Genomic DNA, 22344 nt, shown 5'->3' with positions numbered 1-22344 from the left:
CGGTGGGGTCCGTGGCGGGGCCGGTCCCCATGTCCGCCTCCGGGGCGGCGGTGTCGTCGTCCCGGTCGGGTGCCTCGCAGATCGGGCACGGCCGCAGTTCGCCGCTCGTCAGCACCCGGGAGTCCACCGGCACCGCCTCCGCCTTCCCGGCCACCAGCGGGCAGTCCGCGCGGTGCCAGAGCGTGCCGCCGGGCACCATCAGCAGCCTGCCGCTGACGGCGAGGGGCGCCACCGCCCGCCCGGACGCCTCGGCGGTGCCTTCCGGTCCGGCGGCGACCAGAAGGCCGTACAGCTCCTCGACCCGGGACGTGGCCAGGGCGTCGCGGCCGTGCGCGAGCAGCACCGCGCCCGCGACGATCAGCGCGGCGCCGGGGACCGTGCACGAGGCGAGATAGGGGAGCTGCCGTGCGGCGAAGCGCTCGCCGGAGACGCCGTACCAGCCGACGACGCACAGCACCGCCCCGCCGGCGAGCGCGGCCCACCCGGCCCACACGACGGGGTGCGCGGTCCACGCTCGGGCCGTCCGCATACGAGGCATCCGGGGCATCCGCGGCTCCCACACGTCGTGTGTCTGTCCATCTCAGCCGATGGCTTGCACTATGCCCCCTGCAAGCTGACCCTGAAAGAACCGGGCGCGTGCCGCCCGGACCGACACCCGGTGGTGAGCCAGATGGTTCTCGGGAGCGACCTCAGGCGGGCGAACGGGCGCGGGCCCAGGGCGGCGGGACGGGGTACGGCGCTGGCCGCCGCCCTGGCCCTCCTCCTCGCCCCGGCCCTCGCGGCGTGCAGCGACGACAGCGGAGGCGGCGGCGACACCGCACCGCCCACCCCCTCCGTCGAGCGGACGGACACGCCCCGCGAGCCGACCGAGGAGGACACCAGCGCGAGCGGGCCCGCGGACACCGCGGCGGCGGAGAAGGAGATCCAGAAGAACTGGAAGACGTTCTTCGACCCCGCCACCTCCACCGAGGAGAAGCAGGCCGTGCTGGAGAACGGCGACGAGATGGGCCCGGTCCTCGCGGCGTTCAGCGGCGACGAGCGCGGCGGACAGGTGGAGGCCGAGGTCCGGAAGGTCACCTTCACCTCCGCGACCGGCGCCGACGTGACGTACACCCTGCTCCTGGAGGGCGCCACGGCCCTGCCGGACGCGGCGGGCACCGCCGTCGAGCAGGACGGCACCTGGAAGGTGTCCGTCAAGACGCTGTGCGGACTGGTCGCGCTGAGCGGCAATGCGACTCCGGGCCCGGGCTGCTGAGACGGCCGCCGCCGGCCTGCTGCTGCTCCTGGCGACGGCCTGCGGCAGCCGGCTCCCGGAGAGCGACTTCGAGGACCGGGGCACGGCTCCGGCCCCGGCGAGCGCCGAACCGCTGCGCGTCGGGATCATCACCAGCGTCACCAGCCCGGTCGGCGGGACCGCGTTCACCGGGCCGCGCGACGGGGCGAAGGCCTGGTTCGCCGCGCTCAACGCGCGCGGCGGTATCGACGGCCGCCGGGTCGAGGTGCGGGAGTGCGACGACGGGGGCAGCGGCGTCGGCAACAACGAGTGCGTGCACCGGCTCGTCGAGGAGGACGAGGTGGTGGCGCTGGTCGCCACCACCGCCCTCGACTACGCGGGCGCCTCCCGCGTCGCCCGCGCGCGCGTGCCCGACATCGGCGGCCAGCCCATCGGCCCGGCGTACGACACGTATCCGTACCTGTACAGCGTCTACGGCAGCCTCGCGCCCCGGAACGGCACGACCGGCTGGGACGGGAAGCAGTACGGCGGCACCGAGGTCTACCGCTACTTCAAGCGCGAGCACGGGGCCCGCACCGCCGCCGTGGTCTCGTACAACCAGTCCGCGTCGGCCGCCTACGCCCGGCTGGTCGTCCAGGGGCTGAAGGCCGAGGGGTACCGGGTGGTCACCGAGCAGCTCGACTTCGCGCTGCCCAACTTCCGCGCTGCGGCGGCCGACATCCGGGAGCAGGGCGCCGACCTGGTCTTCGACGCCATCGACGGACATGGCAACGCCCGGCTCTGCGAGGCGCTGGACGAGGTGGGCGCCGAACTCACGGCCAAGGTCACCAACGTCCAGAACTGGACCTCCACGGTCGCCGAGGACTACAAGGACGCCCCGCGCTGCCGCAACGCCCTGTGGGCCACCGGCTCCAGCCGCAACTTCGCGGACGACGGCGACGCGGCCGTGCGGGAGTTCCGGGAGGCGACGAAGGGCCTGGAGACGCACTCCCAGTGGCAGGTGGAGGGCTGGGCCGCCGCGATGTGGTTCACGGACGCGGCCCGATCATGCGCGGACGGCGCACAGGGCGTCACGCGCGCGTGCGTCGACCGGTTCATGAACCGCGCCGAGCCCTACAGCGCCGACGGACTGCTCGTCCCGGTCCGCTTCGAGCGGCTCGCCGAGCCCCCCGAGACCCGCAGGACCTGTGTGTCCGTGGCCCGCTGGCAGGACGGGAAGGGGTGGCTGAGCCAGGGGGACATGAACGACAACTGCTTCGACGTGCCCCAACTGCCCTACAGGCCCTGATGCGTTTCGAGGCGAACAGGTTCCCTCCCGCGCCTATCGATCGGGCAACCGTTGCAGAACGACTTGATGATGATGTCCAACCATTCCCAGGGATCCCGGGTCTAAGCGTGTGGCGGTGGACCAGCACCGCCATGGACGGATGACCGGGGAAATCAGCTGATGACCAGGGAAATCAGGGGGTTCGGGGGACGCATGCACATTTCTTTCCTCATACACAACGCGTACGGGATCGGCGGAACGATCCGTACGACGTACAACCTTGCGAACACCCTGGCAGAACAGCACGACGTGGAGATCGTCTCCGTCTTCCGCCACCGTGACGAGCCCGTCTTCGACGTGAGCCCGAAGGTCCGGCTGCACGGTCTGGTCGACATCCGGGAGGGCGGCGCCGACAAGGGCCACGCCGACCTGGAGCGCCCCGCCAAGGCCTTCCCGCGCGCCGAGGGCCGGCACCACCAGTACAGCGCCCTGACCGACCGCCGGATCGCCGAACACCTCGGCTCGGTCGACGCCGACGTCCTGGTCGGCACCCGCCCCGGGCTGAACGTGCAGATGGCCCGGCAGACCCGCCGCGGCCCGATCCGCGTCGGCCAGGAGCATCTGACGCTCGACAGCCACTCCCCGGCCCTGCGCGCCACCCTGCGCGGCGTCTACCCGAGGCTCGACGCGCTCACCACGACCACCGAGGCCGACGCGCGCGCGTACGGCTCGAAGATGCGGCTGCCCGGCGTCCGGGTGCAGGCCGTCCCCAACCCGGTGCCCGCGCCCGGTATCGACCCGGCCGACGGCACCGGCAAATGGGTCGTGGCCGCCGGACGGCTCGCCCCCGTCAAGCGCTACGACCTGCTCATCAAGGCCTTCGACAAGGTGCGCGAGGAGCGGCCCGACTGGCGTCTGCGGATCTACGGCGGCGGCAAGCAGAAGGACAGACTCCGCGCCCTCGTCGACAAGTTGGGCCTCTACAACCATGTGTATCTGATGGGCCCCGCCAACCCCATCGAGCCCGAGTGGGCCAAGGGCTCCATCGCGGCCGTCACCTCCAGCCTGGAGTCGTTCGGCATGACCATCGTCGAGGCCATGCGCTGCGGACTGCCGGTGGTCTCCACCAACTGCCCGCACGGCCCCGGCGAGATCATCGACGACGGCGTCGACGGCCGGCTGGTCAAGGTCGGCAACATCAAGGCCATCGCCGGCGGGCTGCTGGAACTCATCAACGACGACGACAAGCGGCAGCGGATGGCGCACGCCGCGCTGGAGGACTCCGAGCGCTTCGACCCGTCCCGGATCGCCGAGCGCTACGAGACGCTCTTCGGTGACCTCGTGGCCCGCGGCGGCGCCTCCTCGGTGGGCCGGATGCGGGGCTCCCTGCACCGCACGCGCGGCGCGCTGCTCGGCGGCGCGTACGCCGTTCGGGATGCCGGACGATCCGCCCTCAAGCCCGTCCTCAAGCCGGCCGTCACGCCCGCTTCCAAGAAGGGGCGCGCCGCATGATGACGCTGGCCTCGCGGCAGCCCGCCCGCCACGACGACCGGGAGGACCCCGCCGTGCCCCCGCGCGCCGACTGCGTCGCCGACTTCGCGGGCGGCCTGACCTTCGAGGTCGCCGACCTCGGCGAGTCCGGCCCCGCCCAGTTGGTCCTCGTCTCCCGCGACGGCGCCCCGGAGGTCCGCCTGCCCCTCACCCCGGCCGGTGACGGCCGTCTGCGGGCCGCGCTGCCGGGCAGCGTGGACCTCCCCGAGGGCTACTGGGACGTGCACTTCCAGGTGGCCGACGGCGAGCCGCTGCGGCTGTCCCCCGGCGTCAACGATCTGCGTTCCCTCGTCGACCGCGCCCCGGCGCCCGCCGCCGGCCGGATCGCCGTCCGCATCCCGTACGGCACCAAGCACGGCAACCTCACCCTCCGCAGCTGGGAGCGCTCCCCCCACGCCGAGGCCGGCGAACTCCACATCGGCGACGGCCGGCTGGAGGTGACCGCCCGGCTGTACGGCGCCGAGACCGCCCCCGGCGCATACGCCGAGATCACCGACCAGAACGGGCTGGCACCGGCGGTACGCGCCGGCCTCACCGCGTCCGACGAGAAGGGCCGGGTCCGCTTCACCGTCGCCTACGGCGAACTGCCGCCCGGCCACTGGGACCTGTGGCTGCGCCCCCAGGGGGAGACCGGTCCGAGGGTGCGGGTCGCCCGGCTGCTCGACGACGTCGTCGACAAGCACCCGGTCTTCGTCTACCCCGGGTCCCGCGCCGAGTCGGGGCAGGGCGGCCCGGTCGAGGGCGAGCCGTACTACACGGCCCACAACGACCTGTCCGTCACGGTCGTCGCCGTGAACTGAGCCGTCCCGCACCCAGTCTGCGGAGCGGTCGAGGACACGACCTGTCCTCGACCGCTGGCAGACTCGCCCCCATGTTGGAGACATCGGCACGGCTGCTGCGACTGCTCTCGCTCCTGCAGTCCCACCGCGAATGGTCCGGCTCCGAACTCGCCGGCCGGCTCGGCGTGACCGCCCGCACGGTCCGCCGGGACGTGGACCGGCTGCGCGAGCTCGGCTACCCGGTCAACGCGAGCCCCGGCACCGGCGGCGGCTACCAGCTCGGCGCCGGTGCCGAGCTGCCGCCGCTGCTCCTCGACGACGAGGAGGCGATCGCGGTCGCCGTCGGACTGCGCTCGGCCGCCGGGCAGGGCATCGACGGCATCGGCGAGTCCTCCGTACGCGCCCTCGCCAAACTCGAACAGGTGCTGCCGAGCCGGCTGCGCCGCCGTGTGGGCGCCCTGAACGCGTTCACCGTGCCGCTGCTGCGCGGCCCCCAGCTCTCCACGGTCGACCCGGCGGTGCTCACCGACCTGGCGAACGCCTGCCAGGACGCCGAGCGGCTGCGCTTCGAGTACCGCGACCACGGCGGCGCCACCACCCGCCGTACCGTCGAACCGCACCGACTGGTGTGCACCGAGCGCCGCTGGTACCTGGTCGCCTGGGACGTCGAGCGCGCGGACTGGCGCACCTTCCGGGTGGACCGCGTCACGCCCCGGCCGCCGCACGGCCCGCGCTTCCCACCCCGCGAGCCACCGGCCGAGGACCTCGCCGCGTATGTCTCCCAGGGCGTCTCCAGGGGCGTGTACGCCTCGCAGGCCGTCGTACGGCTGCTGGTGCCCCTGGAGGAGGCCGCCGCACGGGTCTCGCCCTCGGCGGGCACCCTGGAGCCCTACGACGAGCACAGCTGTCTGCTGCGCACCGGGGCCCCGAGCCTCGATGTGATGGCCATTCACGTGATGATGACCGGCGTCGACTTCGAGGTCGTCGAACCGCAGGGGCTGACCGAGACGATCAGGACCCTTCGGGACCGCCTGTCGGCCGCTCTTGCCCGAACCGGGGATGCGGCGTCCCCTCCTGGCCCTTCCGGGTCTGCGGCGGTGTGATCGCCGCGAACTTCGGATGGTGCAGGTCGAACGCCGGTGCCTCGGAGCGGACCCGGGGCAGCGTCACGAAGTTGTGGCGCGGCGGGGGACAGGAGGTCGCCCACTCCAGCGACCGGCCGTACCCCCACGGGTCGTCGACGGCGACCTTCACGCCGTACCGGGAGGTCTTCCAGACGTTGTAGAGGAACGGCAGCGTCGACAGGCCCAGCAGGAACGCGCCGATCGTCGAGACGGTGTTGAGGGCGGTGAAGCCGTCGGCGGCCAGATAGTCGGCGTACCGCCGGGGCATCCCCTCGGCGCCCAGCCAGTGCTGCACCAGGAACGTGGTGTGGAAGCCGACGAACAGCGTCCAGAAGTGGATCTTGCCGAGCCGTTCGTCGAGCATCTTCCCGGTGAACTTGGGCCACCAGAAGTGGAAGCCCGCGAAGGTCGCGAAGACGACCGTGCCGAAGACGACGTAGTGGAAGTGCGCGACCACGAAGTACGAGTCGGTGACATGGAAGTCCATCGGCGGCGAGGCCAGGATCACCCCCGTCAGCCCGCCGAACAGGAACGACACCAGGAAGCCGGTCGCCCACAGCATCGGTGTCTCGAACGACAGCGAGCCCTTCAGCATCGTCCCCGTCCAGTTGAAGAACTTCACCCCCGTCGGCACGGCGATCAGGAAGCTCATGAACGAGAAGAACGGCAGCAGCACCGCGCCCGTGGCGAACATGTGGTGCGCCCACACCACGATCGACAGCCCGGTGATCGCCATCGTCGCCCCGACCAGCGTGAGATAGCCGAAGATCGGCTTGCGGCTGAAGACCGGGATGATCTCCGTGATGATCCCGAAGAAGGGCAGGGCGATGATGTAGACCTCCGGGTGCCCGAAGAACCAGAACAGGTGCTGCCACAGCAGCGCTCCGCCGTTGGCCGCGTCGAAGACCTGGGAGCCGAACCGCCGGTCCGCCTCCAGGACCAGCAGCGCGGCGGCGAGCACCGGGAACGCCATCAGGATCAGGATCGACGTGAACAGCGTGTTCCAGGTGAAGATCGGCATCCGGAACATCGTCATCCCGGGGGCGCGCATCCCGATGATCGTGGTCAGGAAGTTCACCGCGCCGAGGATCGTCCCGAACCCGGACAGCGCCAGCCCCATGATCCACATGTCGGCCCCGATCCCCGGTGACCGTTCCAGGCTGTTCAGCGGCGCGTAGGCGAACCAGCCGAAGTCGGCGGGCCCGGACGGCACCAGCAGCGATCCGATCACGATCAGTCCGCCGAACAGGAACAGCCAGTACGACAACATGTTCAGCCGGGGGAAGGCGACATCGGGCGCGCCGATCTGCAACGGCATGATCTCGTTGGCGAACCCGGCGAAGGTCGGGGTCGCGAAGAGCAGCAGCATGATCGTGCCGTGCAGGGTGAAGAGCTGGTTGAACTGCTCGTTGTCCACGATCTGCGTGCCCGGCCGGGCCAGCTCGGCGCGCATCACCAGCGCCATCAGACCGGCGGCCAGGAAGAACAGGAACGACGTGACCAGGTAGAGGTGACCGATCTTCTTGTGGTCCGTGGTGGTCAGCCAGTCGACCACCACGCGTCCCGGTTTCCTGGTCCGTACGGGTCGTGCCGGTGCCTGTACGGTCTCGGTCCCCATCGCTCGCCCCTTCGCTGCCGCGTCCTGGGCCCGTGATGCACGCCATGATGCGCGCGGTCCGCTCGCTCCGACAGGGGGCGTAGGGGGGAAGTGTGCGGGAACCGTGTATTTCCCATGAGGTGGGGGCTTCCGGGAGCCGTCCGGGAATCGGTGGGAAAAGGCTGGACATGCACCGGACACACACGACCCCGGACATACATTCCGACGGGCTATTCGCGATGGTGCCGAAGGGGCCGGGAATTCCGTTCGGCAGCGCGCGGAAGGCGTAAGGAACCGCTCGTACGTGTGACTGAGTTGGGCCGAAACGGGTGTCGTGGTTCTGTGACAGAAGCGTGACTGCGGGAGGACAGCGGGACCTCCGGCGGCCTACGGTGGCGGGCATGGCACCCATTCCCACCCCCTCCGAAGAGCCCCGGGACGACCCCGACGCGTACGTCGGCCTGGAGGCGCCGCACGCCGAGCGCCGCGCCGTGGAACGCGGCTGGTCCACCGTCAGAAAGCTGCCGCCGGGCGCGATCGTCACCATGGAGTACCGCTTCGGCCGGCTGAACCTGGAGGTCGAGGACGGCCGGGTGCGGCGCGCCTGGAAGGGCTGAGCCCGGCGTCCTCGGGTGCGGTCCGGGACGGGCGAAGGCCCGGCTCCTCGCGGAGCCGGGCCTTCGCCGTGCGGGGCATGGACCTGTGCGTACCGGCCCCGCTGTCCCGTGGCTGTCTCGTGTCAGCCGCCCGCCACCGGCCGGGCCGAGGTCGCGTTGTGCGCGACCCGGTCCGCGTGCGGCGGGCGTCGGGAGCCGGCCGGGGTGACCGGGGCCCGCTCCGACCTGCTCAGATGCGGCCCGGGGGCCAGATGCAGGGGCACGATCGGCGGATGGGCGGCGCGGGCCGCGATCCCGGTCTCCCGGGCGGTCGCGGGCTCCTCGCCGGGTGCGCGCAGCGGGGCCGTCCCCACGGCTCCCACGGCGGCGGGCGCCGGCGCGGGTGCCGTACGACGGTCGCGCCAGGAGTCCCGCAGCGAGAAGAGCCAGGCCTCGGCACGGGCGATCAGCGGCTCGAACCAGGGCAGCGCCAGCATGATCAGCAGACCGGCGGCCCAGCCCAGCAGGACGTCGCTCAACCAGTGCGTACCGAGGTAGACCGTGGTGAGTCCGACGCCGAGCGAGATCACGGCGGACAGCGCCGACAGCCAGCGCCTGGCCCTCGGCGTCGACGCCAGATAGGCCAGGATGCCCCAGGTCACCACGGCGTTGGCGGTGTGTCCCGAAGGAAATATGTCGCCGCCGAGCCACATCTCGTTGGCGCCGATCTCGGTGGCGTAGTGCGGGCCGAGCCGGCCCATGCCGATCTTGGCGGCACCGACCGTGATGTTCAGCAGCAGCAGCGAGACACCGAGGGCCAGCATCGGGCGCAGGGTGTGCTGTCTCCAGGAGCGCCAGCCCAGCCAGGCGGCGACCATCACGGCGGTGGGGCCGCGCTGGCCCAGGACGACGTAGTAGTCCAGGAAGGCGTGGATCTGCTGCCACTGCTGGTACGGCCGGAAGAACATGATCTGCCAGTCGAGCCGGACCAGCCAGGAGGTGATCACGACGGCCCACACGATGGCCACGTAGAAGGCCAGGGTGGAGCCGAAGAGCACCACCCGGTGCCGGGTCATCACCGGCACATCGATGTGGGCCGGTCGTTCCGGCTCACGGTCCAGCCTGGAGAAGACCCGGTCCACACGGGTCGGCTTTAGTTCGGTACGCACTCAATCGACGTTACAGCGAGTGAGCTCCGACGCGGCGTGAATCACCGGCTTTGTGATGACGCCGTGATGTGGGATTGCTCTCAGATTGGTGTTTATTTCTGCTGAATGACGAATCGTTGCGCCACTCGGCCTTCAATTCCATGGCCTAATACTGAGCGGTCGTTTTGTGACCCTTTTGAATTCGTTCACCGAATGCTTGCGTGGAATTACCCGTTCGCTCGCCCTGCGTGGCAGGCCGGTCAGGGCGGACCCGAGCCATTCAGCCAGAACGCCCCGTAGAGCGCCGACAGCACGCCGACGGCCCCGAGAATCGCCGCTGACCTGGGAGTACGCGCCCGCGCGAGGGCGCGGGCGAGGGGCAGCAGCAGAGGGAACGCGGGCATCAGCAGCCGGGGCTTCGAGCCGAAGTAGCTCGACGCGCACAGCGCCAGCGCGGTGACGACCCCCGCGTAGACCAGCAACGGCAGCGGCTGTCCCTGTCTTACGCACACCGTGTACAGCCAGATGAGCGATGCCACCCCGATGATCAGTCCGGCACCCGCGAGGGCCGTCGGGAACGACGTGAACTTTTCGGCGACGAAACGCGCGAAGGCGTAGCCGCCGTCGAAGCCGTTGCGCCACCCCGCCTGGACGTCGAGATAGCCGAGCGGCCCCCCGCCCGTGCGATGGCCGACCCACAGGACGTAGCCGCCGGCCCCCAGGGGCGCGATGGCCATACCGACGGCGCGCGACCGGAGACGGGCGCCGCCCGATGCCTCCGCACTCCGGCTTCGTACGGATGGGGGAGCGGCGACGGGATCTCCGGCGCCCGGGGCGTCGGGCCGCCGCTCCCGGACGTACGACACGATCGCCGCCGCCCAGAGGGCCGCGACCACCGCGAGTCCCACCGGGCGGGTCAGCCCGGCGAGGGCGGCCAGGATGCCCGCCGTCACCCAGCGGCCGGTCAGGACGGCGTACAGCGACCAGGCGGCCAGCGCGGTGAACAGCGACTCCGTGTACGCCATCGACTGCACGATCCCCACCGGCAGCACCGCCCACAGCAGCACCGCGCACACCCCGGCCCGACGCCCGTACACCTGGTCGGCGACCGCGAAGATCCCCCAGGCCGCGGCGAGCGAGGCGAGGGTGGCGACGACGAGACCGGCGTGCGCGTACGACAGCGGGGTCACCGCCGACACCGCCCGCTCCAGCCACGGCAGCAGCGGGAAGAAGGCCAGGTTCGAGTGGACGTCCCCGTTCGGCAGGCGCACCTCGTAGCCGTAACCGAGTTCGGCGACACGGGTGTACCAGAGGGAGTCCCAGCGGGCCGACAGCAGGGTCAGGGCGCTCTTGTCCCGCGCCGCGCTCCACCCGGCGAGGGCGACGAGGCCCAGGGCGCGCACGGCGGCGTACCCGAGGAGCGCGGGGGCGGCCCGCCTCAGGAGCGGCGGCGCCGGGCGCGTAGCAAGGTCGGTCACGCGCTCGATTATCGGCGGAGCTTCGGCGGGCCCGGGAACCGGCCGGGACGCGGTGCCGTGGTCGTCGGTGATGGACCGTGACGGACGAACCACGGACGGGTGATGAAGGAGTCATGGAGGAGCGATGGGCGGCCGGGGGGCGTGGCGTACGCCACACCTCACATGAGGGTTCCATGAGACACCCGCCACCTTTCACCGGCCGGGACTCGCGTACGCTGACGGCTCGCTCGCCATTCGATGCGCGGGCCCGGGACGCCGCTCCTCCCGGGCCGTAGCAGCCGGGGAGTCCCCACCCCGCTGGTTCCGCCGAACGCGAGAGCATCTGGGAGGTACGTACATGTCCGGGACGCCCACGGCCGCCGCACCACGCCGTCGGGACACCGGGGCCGGTGCCAACCGCTGGGTCGTCCTCGTCGTCCTGTGCGTCAGCCTGCTCCTGGTCGCCGTCGACGCCACCGTGCTGCACGTGGCGGTGCCCGCGGTCACCGAGGACATCAGGCCGAGCGCCATGGAGCTGCTCTGGATCGTCGACGTCTACCCGCTGGTCTGCGCCTCGCTGCTGATCCTCTTCGGCACGCTCGGCGACCGGGTCGGCCGCAGACGGATCCTCCTCCTCGGATACACCCTCTTCGGCGTCGCCTCCGCGCTCGCGGCCTTCGCCGACAACCCGCACGTCCTGATCGCGGCCCGCGCCCTGCTCGGCGTCGGCGGCGCGATGATCATGCCCGCGACCCTGTCGATCCTGCGCCAGGTCTTCCCCGACCGGCGCGAACGGGCCCTCGCCATCGGCATCTGGAGCGCGGTCGCCGCCGTCGGCGCGGCCGTCGGGCCCCTGCTCGGCGGGTTCCTGCTGGAGCACTTCTGGTGGGGCTCGGTCTTCCTCGTCAACATCCCGCTGATGCTCGTCAGTCTGCCGGTCGGACGGCTCCTGCTGCCCGAGTCGACGGGTGACCGCGACGGCCCCTGGGACGTGGTCGGCGCCCTCATGGCGGCCGTCGGTCTCTTCGGCCTCGTCCTCGCGGTGAAGCGGCTCGGCGGCGGACACCCGCCGTTCGACCCGGGCACCGCCCTCGCCCTCCTCGGCGGCGGCGGACTGCTGATCGCCTTCGTGCGACGGCAGCGCCGCCGGACGCATCCCCTGGTCGACCTGCGGATGTTCGCCCGCCCCGCGTTCAGCACCTCCGTCGGCTGCATCGTGCTGGCCATGCTGGCGCTGGTCGGCCTGGAGCTGATCGCCGCGCAGTATCTGCAACTGGTCCTCGGCCTGTCCCCGCTGGAGACGGGGCTACGGCTGCTGCCGCTGACCATCGCCGCGATGGCGGCCGGGCTCGTCGGCTCCCATCTGCTGCACCGCTTCGGGCCGCGCCGCATGGTCTCCCTCGGCTTCTGCCTCACCGCCTTCGCGGTCGTCCTGCTGACGGCGATGGGCCGCCACGACAACGCGGGGCTGCTGCTCGCCGGGTTCGTGCTGCTGGGCTTCGGACTGGAGACCACGCTCTTCGGGGCGTACGAGTCGATGCTCAGCGAAGCGCCGGCGTCCTCGGCGGGCGGGGCCGCGGCGATCGGCGAGACCTCCTACCAACTGGGCGCCGGAATCGGCATCGCCCTGCTCGGCAGCGTGATGAACGCGGCGTACGCGCCCGGGCTGTCGTCCGTGCCGGGGGTGCCCTCGTCGGCGTCCGCCGCCGCCGGGCACTCGCTCGGCGAGGCGTACGAGGTCGCGGACCGGCTGGGCGGGTCGTCGGGCGAGGCGCTGCGGCACGCCGCCCGGGACTCGTTCGTGCACGGGCTGCACATCACGCTGCTGGTGAGCGCGGCGCTGCTGGTGCTCGGCGCGGTGATGGCGTTGCGGCTGCCCCGGGGGATGGAGTGCGGGGCCGCGTCCGCGGAACTGCCGGGGCCGCGGGAGGCCAAGGCGGCGGCGCCGGTGCGGGCGGAGTCGGTGCGCTGAACCGGGGGCGGCGACGAGTGGGTACGGTGGTTAGCGTCGCTAGTTTTGTGAGCCGGAGGTGCACCCATGAGCTTCGACCCCGCTGATCCGCTCGGCCTCGACGAGCTGCTCGACCCCGAGGATCTCGCCGTACGGGAGACCGTGCGCAGATGGGCCGCGGACCGGGTGCTGCCGTATGTCGCCGAGTGGTACGAACAGGGCGAACTGCCCGGGATCCGTGAGCTGGCACGGGAGTTGGGGTCCATCGGGGCCCTCGGGATGTCGCTCCGGGGGTACGGCTGCGCGGGGGCGAGCGCGGTGCAGTACGGGCTCGCCTGTCTGGAGCTGGAGGCCGCCGACTCGGGCATCCGCTCGCTCGTGTCCGTGCAGGGCTCCCTCGCGATGTACGCCATCCACCGGTTCGGCGGCGAGGAGCAGAAGCGGACCTGGCTGCCGCGCATGGCCTCCGGCGAGGTCATCGGCTGCTTCGGTCTCACCGAGCCCGACCACGGGTCCGACCCCGCGTCGATGCGTACCTACGCCAAGCGGGACGGCGGCGACTGGGTGCTCACCGGACGGAAGATGTGGATCACCAACGGCTCCGTCGCCGGGGTCGCCGTCGTCTGGGCGCGGACCGACGACGGCATCCGGGGATTCGTCGTCCCCACGGACACCCCCGGGTTCTCCGCGCCGGAGATCAAGCACAAGTGGTCCCTGCGCGCCTCCGTCACCAGTGAACTCGTCCTGGACGACGTGCGGTTGCCCGGGGACGCCGTACTGCCGGAGGTCAAGGGGCTGAAAGGGCCCTTGAGTTGTCTCTCGCACGCCCGCTACGGAATCGTGTGGGGCTCGATGGGCGCGGCGCGCGCGTGTTTCGAGTCGGCCGTGGAATACGCGAAGACACGGGAGCAGTTCGGGAGGCCGATCGGTGGATTCCAGCTCACCCAGGCCAAACTCGCCGACATGGCGGTCGAGTTGCACAAGGGGATTCTGCTCGCCCACCATCTGGGGCGGCGGATGGACGCGGGACGGCTCCGTCCCGAACAGATCAGTTTCGGCAAGCTGAACAACGTACGGGAGGCGATCGAGATCTGCCGTACCGCCCGCACGATTCTCGGCGCGAACGGGATCTCCCTGGAGTACCCGGTGATGCGGCACGCGACGAATCTGGAGTCCGTGCTCACCTACGAGGGCACCGTCGAGATGCACCAGCTGGTCCTGGGCAAGGCGCTCACCGGTCTCGACGCCTTCCGGTGAGCCTCGGCTCACGCCCGGATGCCGGAGGCAGGGCCGACGAGCGGCCCTGCCTCAGCTCTGGTTGAAGAAACCGTCCACCGGACGGCTCGCGACCTCGCCGCTGACGATCTCCGTGTCGGCGGGGGTCAGCAGGAACACCCGGTTGGAGACCCGCTCGATCGAACCGCGCAGACCGAAGATCAGGCCGGCCGCGAAGTCCACGACACGCTTGGCGTCGGAGGCGTCCATGTTCGTGAGGTTCATGATGACCGGGACGCCGTCCCGGAAGAGCTCGCCGATGTGCCGGGCGTCACGGAAGCTGTCCGGCGTGACCGTGCCGATCCGGCGGCCGTGGTCCTGCGCGGACTCGGACGCGACCTTGACACGAGGGTCGGTGACCCAGGCCTCGCCGGAGCCGGACTCCCGCTCATCGGCGTAGTCGTCGTCGTAGTAACGCTCGTCGTCGTTGTCGTCGACGAGGCCAAGCCAGGCACTCGCCTTGCGCACCGATCCCATGGACGCCTCCTCTCGCAGCGGTCTTTCGTGCTTTCCGCATCCCTATCGTCGTCCATGATGCGGATGTCTCGCCAAGGGGATAGACGCCGCACGGGGGTTTCGTGACGGTACTGGTGCAGAACGAATTCGTCGAGAGTCCATGTGCCCCAAGGGCTCCGCTGTACACACCTGCTGACAGGGAGTGAAATAATATTGTTCGCGGCGTTTGGGTGAGTCGCGGTCCGTCCGGGTGAACGTTTTGGCGGCTACGATGCGGCCACGTCGACGGGTGTGTGGAGACACGGGAAGGCACGGGGGAGTGTCGTGTTCGGAATAGTGAGGCCCTGTAGCCATCGGCTCGGGGAGGGGCTGCGGGCCCAGTGGATGGCGCATCTGTGCGGACTCTGTCTCGCGCTGCGCGGAGATCACGGGCAGTTCGCCCGGATCGTCACCAACTATGACGGTTTGCTGGTCTCGGTGCTGACGGAGGCTCAGGCCGAGCGCGGCACGGGCGGGCGGCGCACCGCCGGACCCTGTCCGCTGCGCGGGATGCGCACCGCCTCCGTCGCCGAGGGCGGGGGCGCGCGGCTCGCCGCCGCCGTCTCGCTGGTGCTCGCCTCGGCCAAGGTGCGTGACCATGTGGCCGACGGGGACGGAGTGCTCGCGCGCAAGCCGGTCGCGCGCGCCGCGCGCCGGGTCGCGACGAACTGGGGGAGCGCGGGGGCGCGCACGGGAGCGGACATCGGGTTCGACACGGCGGTCCTGGTCGACGCCGTGGACCGGCAGATCGGCATCGAGGCGCTGGCCGGTCCCGGCACCCCGCTGCTGACGGTCACCGAACCGACCGAGACGGCGACCGCGGCGGCCTTCGCGCACACCGCGGTCCTGGCCGGACGGCCGGGGAACGCGGTACCGCTCGCCGAGGCCGGACGCCTCTTCGGACGGCTCGCCCATCTGCTGGACGCGGTGGAGGACCGGGCCGCCGACGCCGCCGCCGGCGCGTGGAATCCGCTGACCGCCACGGGCACCTCGACGGCCGAGGCCCGCCGGCTCGCCGACGACGCCCTGCACGGCATCCGGCTCGCCCTGCGCGAGGCCGAGTTCACGGACGGAGCGCTGGCCCATCTGCTGCTCGTGCACGAACTGCGCAGGTCGGTGGACCGGGCGTTCGGGACGGTACCGGCGTGCGCGAGCCATCAGCACGGCGGGGCGCATCAGGGCGGGGCGCACCAGCACGGTCAGGCGCCGGTGCCCGGGCCGGGCAATCCGTACGCGGGCGGCGCCGGTGATCCGTACGCCGGCGGCGGGGGGAACCCCTTCGGCGGGGGCGGCGGTGGGAACCCCTTCGGCGGTGGCGGTGGCGGCGGTGGCGGTGGCTTCGGCGGTGTGCCGGGGCCGCAGCCGCAGCCGCCCCGGCGTCGGGGGTTCTGGGCGGGGTGCGGGATGTTCACCCTGCTGTGCTGCACCTGCCAGATGTGCTGTGCGAAGGAGTACGAGGGTCCCTGGTCCCGGAAGAAGCGCGAGGGCTGCTGTCGGGACTGCGACTGCTGTGACGCGTGCGAGTGCTGCGGTTGCGACTGCTGAGGGGGAGAAGGACGAGAAGGGCGAGACAGGGGAACGCGAGGGGGAGGGGCGCGCGTGTGAAGGCCGAGAGGGAGAACACGAACGGCGCCCCTCGGGAATCGGGGCGCGCGGTGGGGTCGGCTCAGCTCAACAGGAGGAGGACCACACTCGACCGAGGTCGATGTGGGAGCGCTTGACCAGCCACTGCTGCGGATGCATGGCGTAAGTGGAACAGGCATCCGATTGCGCGTCAACCGACTTGAGACGTGGCGCTCACAGTTCGGACAACCTTGACAGCGAGGGGAAAGACCGCCGTACTCTCGGCACAGACCGTTGCTGAGGGGCTCGGTCGCCCAAGTCCGGGTGCACATCCCCGTGCACATCCCTGGACGCGCTCCGTGTGAAGGCACCCGTGTTCGACTCGGACATCACGGAGCCTTTCGCATGCCGTCTCCCTCCTCTTCTCTTCCCGCCCCGCGTTCCCCGCGGCCGTCCCTGGTGATCGTCGGGGCCGGGCCGCGCGGTACCGGGCTCGTCGAACGGCTCGCCGCCAACGCCGGTGCGCTGTACGCGGGTGCGGGCTTCGACATCCATCTCGTCGATCCGCACGCACCGGGCGCCGGACGTATCTGGCGGGCGGACCAGTCGCCGCTGCTGTGGATGAACTCGCAGGCCGAGGACATCACCATGTTCACGGACGAGTCCGTGCGGATGGAGGGGCCCGTACGGGAGGGGCCCACCCTGCACGAGTGGGCGGGCCTCGACGGGCGGACCTTCTCGGACCGGCGGACACAGGGCGAGTATCTGCGCTGGGTGCACGACAGCGCCGTCGCCGAACTGCCCGAAGGGGTCACCGTCCACCATCACCCGCGGCGGGCGCTGCGGATCGACGGGCCGCGCGAAGGACGTCAGCAGGTGTGGCTGGAAGGGCGCCCGAGGCCCCTGCCCGCGGACCTCGTCGTCCTCGCGCTCGGTCATCTGGACGCCGAACTCGACGACGAACAGCGGGGGTTGGCGGAGTACGCCCGCACCCATGGGCTTGTGCATCTGCCGCCCGACTTCACCGCCGACAGCGACCTCTCCGCGCTGACCCCCGGGGAACCCGTGCTCGTGCGGGGCTTCGGGCTCGCCTTCGTCGACCTCATGGTGCTGCTGACGGAGGGGCGCGGCGGGCGGTACGAGGGGGACCCCGACGACCCCGACGGGGAACTGACGTACCACCCGTCCGGGCGGGAGCCGGTGCTCCACGTCGGCTCGCGGCGCGGGGTGCCCTACCACTCGAAGATCGGCTACGACCTGGAAGGGGAACGGCCGCCGCTGCCGAGGTTCTTCGGGCCGGCCGAGGTCGACGCACTGCTGGAACGGGCGGGCCGGGTCGGCGGGCTGGACTTCCGGCGGGATGTGTGGCCGACGGTGGAGAAGGAACTGGGGTTCGCCCACTACCACCGGCTGTTCCACGCCCACCCCGAACGGACCGCCATGGCCTGGGCGGACTTCGAGGAGAAGTACGCGGCGGCGGGGGAGACGGGGGAGCGGGCGGCGCTGGTGGCGTCGGCGGTCCCGGACGCGGCCGACCGGCTGGACCTCGCCGCGGTGGACCGGCCGTTGGAGGGGGTGCGGTACGGGTCGTACGAGGAGTTCCAGGCCGGGCTGCGCGGCCATGTCGAGGACGATCTGAGACGTCGTCACGATCCCTCGCACAGCGCCGACCTGGGGGTCTTCTTCGGACTGCTGTCCGTCTACGGGCAGTTGATCAGGCTCGGTGACGTCGGGACCTGGTGGCACGGGTTCTTCAGCCTTCTCGCCTCCGGACCGCCCGGACCCCGGCTGCGGCAGCTGCTCGCGCTGTCGCGGGCCGGCCTTGTGCACTTCGTCGGGGCGGACATGGAGGTGGCCGCCGGGGACGGTGTGTTCCGGGCGTCCGGTGCCACCGTGCCCGGGGTCTCGGTCGAGGCGCGGGCGCTGGTCGAGGCACGGTTGCCGGAGCCGACGGTGGCCCGGGTCCGGGACGGGCTGCTGCGGGAGCTGTACGACGCGGGGGACGTCGTCGAGACGGCGGAGGGGCTGGTCGCCGTGGACCCCGCGGACGGGCGGGTGCTGGACCGGGCCGGGCGCCCGCACCCCCGGCGGTTCGCCCTCGGGCCCTACACCAACAGCCGCACCCCGGGCGCCTTCACCCGTCCCCGCACCGGCGGGCCCGCCTTCCGTCAGAACGACGCGACGGCCCGGGCCGTACTGGAGTTCCTGCGCGACCTGGGGTGCCGCGCGGCCGCGTGAGGTGCGGGCGGTGCCGGCGGTGCCGTCGTGCTGGTGGGCGCCGCCGGGGCGTGTCGTTCGAGTGGAGGAGAGAGGTCGGTCGGGATGGGGTCGTCGTACGGGCGGGGGCGGTTGCACCTGGCCGCTGCCATTGACCAGCAGGGGGTGTGTGAACCCGGGACCTTCGTCGAGCTGGGGCGGCTGGCGGAGCGCGGGGCGCTGGACTTCGTGACCGTGGGGGACTCGTCCGGGCGGCCGGGGCCGGACGCGTGGGCGGTGCTGGCGCGGGTGGCGCCGGAGACGGGCCGGATCGGGCTGGTGCCGGTGACGACGACACACACCGAGCCGTGCCGTGCGCGGGCGGCCCTGGCGACGCTCGACCGGGTCAGCCGGGGGCGCGCCGGGTGGTGGATCGAGGTGCCGGGCACGGAGGCGGAGGCCGGTGAAGTGGCGGATGTGGCCGCCCTGTTGGGGGACGGCCGGGAGGGCGACGCAGAGATCCGTGATGCCGGGACCGGCGGCTACGCCGACCGGGGAATGGCGCGTCACGTCGACTTCGGAGGTGCCGGGGGCGATGGGGGCGATGGGGATATCGGGGATGTCGGGGGTGTCGCGGGCGTGGGGCGCTCCGTCCGGGGGCCTTCGGTCGTGCCCCGGCCGCTCCAGGGGCACCCCGTGCGGGTCGTCGACGCGACCGAGGGGGAGAGCCGTGAGGTCGCCGCCGTGTCCGCGGACGTCGCCCTCGTACGGGCGGTCGGGCCGGACCACGCCCACGCCGTACGGCAGGAGCTGCGGGACGCGGCGGCCCGGGCCGGGCGGGACCCCGATGAGCTGCGGGTGCTGGTCAGTCTCCGGGTGGATCTCGGCGGTGGTGAGCACGCGGCCGAGCCGGGGCACGGAGGGGGCGGGCCACGGCGGACCGCGCAGGGCCCGCTGTACCGGGGCGGACCCGTCGACCTCGCCGAGCTGATCACCGCCTGGCACCGGGCCGGGGCCGCGGACGGCTTCCACCTCGTCCCCGTCGAACCCCGCCGTGACCTGGAACGACTCGTCAACGGGACGGTGGCGCTGCTCCAGCACCGCGGGCTGTTCCGCACCTTCTACCCGGGCGGCACCCTCCGCGAGCACCTGGGACTGGCCCGGCCCGCTCACCGGTAGGCCGGGGTCGGCGGTCCCTTCCGTACGGCGTGCCAGCGCCCGGCCCGGCGCCGTCATCCGGGGCCGTACCACCCCCGGATGACGGCGCGGACGACCGAACGGCCCAACGCATGACTTCCGGACACCCCCGGGCGGTGGACCCGGGTACTCCGACCGGGCGCCTCGGAGGGTGTCCTGCGGCGCGGCGGACGATAGTGGTGATCAACGCCCCCGGGCCCTGCGGCCTGCTCCGACGACCCGTCAGCCGACCCCTCCGGGAGCCGCTCAGCATTCACACAGAACCCGCACATATGGCCTGGTGGAATCAACTGGCGTGGAGGGCGCGCCGGTTGGGTTCCAAGAGGCCGAAAGGCACCCTTGCGTGGGTCGGCGGTACGGCCGAATACTTCCCCCCAGCGCCTTGTCAGGGGCACGGCGTGTCCGGAATCCGGACCGATGTCCCTGATCTGCGCCTCACGGGCCCCGACCCCACGCGGGCCCCCGACTTCCCTTTGGAGGGAACGACCAGTGAGGATCAAGCGCACCACCCCCCGCAGCGGTATAGCGAGACGGACCCGGCTGATCGCCGTGACCGCCGGACTCGCGGCCGCCGCCGCCGTCACGGTCCCCACCGCCAACGCGGCAGGCACCCAGACGTTCAGCGCCTCCGAGCTCAAGAGCGCCAGCTCATCGGTGCTCAAGGCCGATGTCCCGGGCACCGCCTGGGCGGTCGACCCGGCGACCGACAAGGTCGTCGTCACCATCGACAGCACCGTCTCCCAGGGTGAGCTGGCGAAGATCAAGGCGGCGGCGGGCGAGAACGCCGACGCCCTGACGATCAAGCGGACCCCGGGCAAGTTCAACAAGCTGATCAAGGGCGGCGACGCCATCTATGCGAGTAGCTGGCGCTGCTCCCTGGGCTTCAACGTCCGCAGCGGGAGCACGTACTACTTCGTGACCGCCGGGCACTGCACCGACGGCGCGGGCACCTGGTACTCCAACTCCGGCCGCACCACGGTCCTCGGCCCGACCGCCGGGTCGAGCTTCCCGACCAACGACTACGGTCTCGTGCGCTACAGCAACACCACCATCGCCAAGGACGGCACGGCCGGCAGCGTGGACATCACCAGCGCGGCCACCCCGAGCGTGGGCACCAATGTCATCCGCACCGGCTCCACCACCGGTACCCGTACCGGACGCGTGACCGCTCTCAACGCGACCGTGAACTACGGTGGCGGCGACATCGTCTACGGCATGATCCAGACCACGGTCTGCGCCGAGCCCGGCGACTCCGGCGGTCCGCTCTACGGCAGCAACGGCGTGGCGTACGGTCTCACCTCCGGCGGCAGCGGCAACTGCACCTCCGGTGGTACGACCTTCTTCCAGCCGGTGACCGAGGCCCTGAGCGCGTACGGCGTCAGCGTCTACTAGGTCGCCGACCCCGCTCGAAGCGGGCCGAACGGGAGCCGGCGCACTTCCCCCCGGCGTCGGCACCCGCCCGGTCCTGGCCGGCAGCAGGCGAGCCCCCGCACACATGGTGTGCGGGGGCTCGCTCTCGTTCGGGCGGCGGAGTTACCTTCGATATACGTGCGGCCGTGCGCCGAGGGCGTGTGCGCCGCCGTAGTGCTCCCCTTGTGCGCTCTGGAGTACTCCCTCTCATACGCCCACTTCGGACCCTGGGGGCCGTGATGGTCGAGGAGCTGGTGACGGCGGGGGTGGCCCTCGCGTCCGTCGGCACGGTGTACGTGGCGGCGGCGGCGCGGGTCGTGAAGCAGTACGAGCGGGGGGTGGTCTTCCGGCTCGGCCGGCTGAGGCCGGCCGAGCGCGGGCCCGGTTTCACGATGATCGTGCCGTTCGTCGACCGGCTCCAGAAGGTCAACCTGCAGATCGTGACGATGCCGGTGCCCGCGCAGGAGGGCATCACCCGGGACAACGTCACCGTGCGGGTGGACGCCGTCGTCTACTTCAAGGTGACCTCGGCGGCGGACGCGATCGTGCGGGTGGAGGACTACCGGTTCGCCGTCTCCCAGATGGCCCAGACCTCGCTCAGGTCCATCATCGGCAAGAGCGAGCTGGACGATCTGCTCTCCGACCGGGAGAAGCTCAACCAGGGGCTGGAGCTGATGATCGACAGTCCGGCGGTGGAGTGGGGTGTCACCATCGACCGGGTCGAGATCAAGGACGTGTCGCTGCCGGAGACCATGAAGCGGTCCATGGCCCGGCAGGCCGAGGCGGACCGGGAGCGGCGGGCGCGGGTGATCAACGCGGATGCCGAGCTGCAGGCGTCGAAGAAGCTGGCCGAGGCGGCGAAGGAGATGTCCGAGCAGCCTGCCGCGCTGCAACTGCGGTTGCTGCAGACCGTGGTGGCGGTGGCGGCGGAGAAGAACTCCACGCTGGTCCTGCCGTTCCCGGTGGAGTTGCTGCGGTTCCTCGAGCGTGCGCAGGGGGCTCCGCCGGTTCAGGGGGCGCCGTAGCGGGTGGGGTGCGGTGGGGTGCGTCGGCGGGTGCGGCTCCGGTGGGGGCTGGTCGCGCAGTTCCCCGCGCCCCTGAAAAGCAGGGGCTCCGCCCCTTGCTTTTCCCGTCCTGGGGTCCTGCCGTCCTGGGGTCCTGCCGTCCTGGGGTCCTGCCGTCCTGGGGTCCTGCCGTCCTGGGGTCCTGCCGTCCTGGGGTCCTGCCGTCCTGGGGTCCTGCCGTCCTGGGGTCCTGCCGTCCCGGAGTCCTGCCGTCCCGGAACCCCGCCGCCCCGGGAGGGCCGTAGGCACTCAGGGGCGCGGGGAACTGCGCGAGAAGGCCCGACGGCGGTCAGGTGATGAGGTGCTGGAGGTGGGGGCGAAGGGGCACCGCCCCTGGGGGATGGGACGGGTAGGGGCGGCGGGGGCGAGGGAATCGGAATCGCGGGAGAGGCGCGGGGGGCGATGCGGAAGCAACTTCCGTCTCGGGGGACCCGTTTGGC

Annotated in this window: 17 protein-coding genes and 1 pseudogene; 13 read left to right on the top strand and 5 right to left on the bottom strand. The window is 71.8% G+C overall.

Going from position 1 to position 22344, the window contains the following annotated elements; all coding sequences use genetic code 11:
- Positions 1-55 precede the first annotated feature (55 nt).
- A pseudogene (locus J8M51_RS13895) lies at positions 56-529 on the bottom strand (hypothetical protein); the annotation flags it as partial.
- Positions 530-670: 141 nt separating this feature from the next.
- Here J8M51_RS13895 and J8M51_RS13890 point away from each other — a divergent pair.
- The 5 genes from J8M51_RS13890 to J8M51_RS13870 all read left to right on the top strand — a co-directional run bounded on the left by J8M51_RS13890 (position 671) and on the right by J8M51_RS13870 (position 5934).
- The gene (locus J8M51_RS13890) at positions 671-1255 is read left to right on the top strand and encodes a hypothetical protein (protein WP_216590633.1); all 585 of its coding nucleotides are present in this window, start codon (positions 671-673) and stop codon (positions 1253-1255) included.
- On the top strand, positions 1230-2522 hold the full coding sequence (locus J8M51_RS13885) for an ABC transporter substrate-binding protein (protein ID WP_267299197.1): 1293 nt from the start codon (positions 1230-1232) through the stop codon (positions 2520-2522). The genes J8M51_RS13890 and J8M51_RS13885 overlap by 26 nt, the downstream gene beginning before the upstream one ends.
- Before the next feature lie 192 nt (positions 2523-2714).
- On the top strand, positions 2715-4013 hold the full coding sequence (locus J8M51_RS13880; RefSeq protein WP_086755059.1) for a glycosyltransferase family 4 protein: 1299 nt from the start codon (positions 2715-2717) through the stop codon (positions 4011-4013).
- The gene (locus J8M51_RS13875; protein ID WP_398856321.1) at positions 4013-4852 is read left to right on the top strand and encodes a hypothetical protein; all 840 of its coding nucleotides are present in this window, start codon (positions 4013-4015) and stop codon (positions 4850-4852) included. Before J8M51_RS13880 ends, J8M51_RS13875 begins: the two co-directional genes overlap by 1 nt.
- 71 nt (positions 4853-4923) lie before the next feature.
- Positions 4924-5934: a helix-turn-helix transcriptional regulator gene (locus J8M51_RS13870; RefSeq protein WP_086755057.1), complete on the top strand. Its 1011-nt coding sequence runs from the start codon at positions 4924-4926 to the stop codon at positions 5932-5934.
- On the opposite strand, the gene ctaD is transcribed toward J8M51_RS13870, so the two are convergent.
- Positions 5843-7573, bottom strand: a complete 1731-nt coding sequence (gene ctaD / locus J8M51_RS13865; RefSeq protein WP_086755056.1) for an aa3-type cytochrome oxidase subunit I — start codon at positions 7571-7573, stop codon at positions 5843-5845. The two genes, J8M51_RS13870 and ctaD, sit on opposite strands and share 92 nt — an antisense overlap.
- Before the next feature lie 380 nt (positions 7574-7953).
- On the opposite strand from ctaD, the gene J8M51_RS13860 reads away from it, so the two are divergent.
- A complete protein-coding gene (locus tag J8M51_RS13860; protein ID WP_086755055.1) occupies positions 7954-8169 on the top strand; it encodes an I78 family peptidase inhibitor in 216 nt (71 codons plus the stop codon).
- A gap of 122 nt (positions 8170-8291) precedes the next feature.
- Here the strand turns inward: J8M51_RS13860 and J8M51_RS13855 are convergent, their stop codons facing one another.
- Both J8M51_RS13855 and J8M51_RS13850 read right to left on the bottom strand, forming a co-directional pair.
- Complete coding sequence (locus J8M51_RS13855) at positions 8292-9317, bottom strand: phosphatase PAP2 family protein (protein ID WP_086755054.1); 1026 nt, start codon at positions 9315-9317, stop codon at positions 8292-8294.
- A gap of 239 nt (positions 9318-9556) precedes the next feature.
- A complete protein-coding gene (locus J8M51_RS13850; RefSeq protein WP_086755053.1) occupies positions 9557-10774 on the bottom strand; it encodes a glycosyltransferase family 39 protein in 1218 nt (405 codons plus the stop codon).
- 337 nt (positions 10775-11111) lie between these two features.
- On the opposite strand from J8M51_RS13850, the gene J8M51_RS13845 reads away from it, so the two are divergent.
- Both J8M51_RS13845 and J8M51_RS13840 read left to right on the top strand, forming a co-directional pair.
- A complete protein-coding gene (locus J8M51_RS13845) occupies positions 11112-12725 on the top strand; it encodes an MFS transporter (protein WP_086755052.1) in 1614 nt (537 codons plus the stop codon).
- A 66-nt stretch (positions 12726-12791) separates the two neighbouring features.
- Positions 12792-13961, top strand: a complete 1170-nt coding sequence (locus tag J8M51_RS13840) for an acyl-CoA dehydrogenase family protein (protein WP_086755051.1) — start codon at positions 12792-12794, stop codon at positions 13959-13961.
- Positions 13962-14012: 51 nt separating this feature from the next.
- On the opposite strand, the gene J8M51_RS13835 is transcribed toward J8M51_RS13840, so the two are convergent.
- Positions 14013-14456 carry a cell division protein SepF gene (locus tag J8M51_RS13835; RefSeq protein WP_086755050.1) on the bottom strand — a complete coding sequence of 148 codons (444 nt, stop codon included), beginning with the start codon at positions 14454-14456 and terminating at the stop codon, positions 14013-14015.
- 303 nt (positions 14457-14759) lie between these two features.
- Here J8M51_RS13835 and J8M51_RS13830 point away from each other — a divergent pair, with 303 nt between their 5' ends.
- The 5 genes from J8M51_RS13830 to J8M51_RS13810 all read left to right on the top strand — a co-directional run bounded on the left by J8M51_RS13830 (position 14760) and on the right by J8M51_RS13810 (position 21865).
- Positions 14760-16019 carry a DUF5685 family protein gene (locus J8M51_RS13830; protein WP_267299196.1) on the top strand — a complete coding sequence of 420 codons (1260 nt, stop codon included), beginning with the start codon at positions 14760-14762 and terminating at the stop codon, positions 16017-16019.
- 423 nt (positions 16020-16442) lie between these two features.
- Complete coding sequence (locus J8M51_RS13825) at positions 16443-18275, top strand: FAD/NAD(P)-binding protein (protein WP_179203394.1); 1833 nt, start codon at positions 16443-16445, stop codon at positions 18273-18275.
- An 84-nt stretch (positions 18276-18359) separates the two neighbouring features.
- Positions 18360-19412 (top strand): LLM class flavin-dependent oxidoreductase, encoded by a 1053-nt coding sequence (locus J8M51_RS13820; RefSeq protein WP_267299195.1) that lies wholly within the window; start codon positions 18360-18362, stop codon positions 19410-19412.
- A 507-nt stretch (positions 19413-19919) separates the two neighbouring features.
- Positions 19920-20822: a S1 family peptidase gene (locus J8M51_RS13815; protein WP_086756957.1), complete on the top strand. Its 903-nt coding sequence runs from the start codon at positions 19920-19922 to the stop codon at positions 20820-20822.
- Positions 20823-21079: 257 nt separating this feature from the next.
- On the top strand, positions 21080-21865 hold the full coding sequence (locus J8M51_RS13810; protein WP_216591823.1) for a slipin family protein: 786 nt from the start codon (positions 21080-21082) through the stop codon (positions 21863-21865).
- The last annotated feature ends 479 nt before the right edge of the window (positions 21866-22344 follow it).

It is taken from the genome of Streptomyces griseiscabiei, from assembly GCF_020010925.1.
Lineage (GTDB): Bacteria > Actinomycetota > Actinomycetes > Streptomycetales > Streptomycetaceae > Streptomyces > Streptomyces griseiscabiei.
The sequence above is the reverse complement of the archived record's forward strand: the minus strand, read 5'-3'. Positions and strand labels throughout refer to the sequence as shown.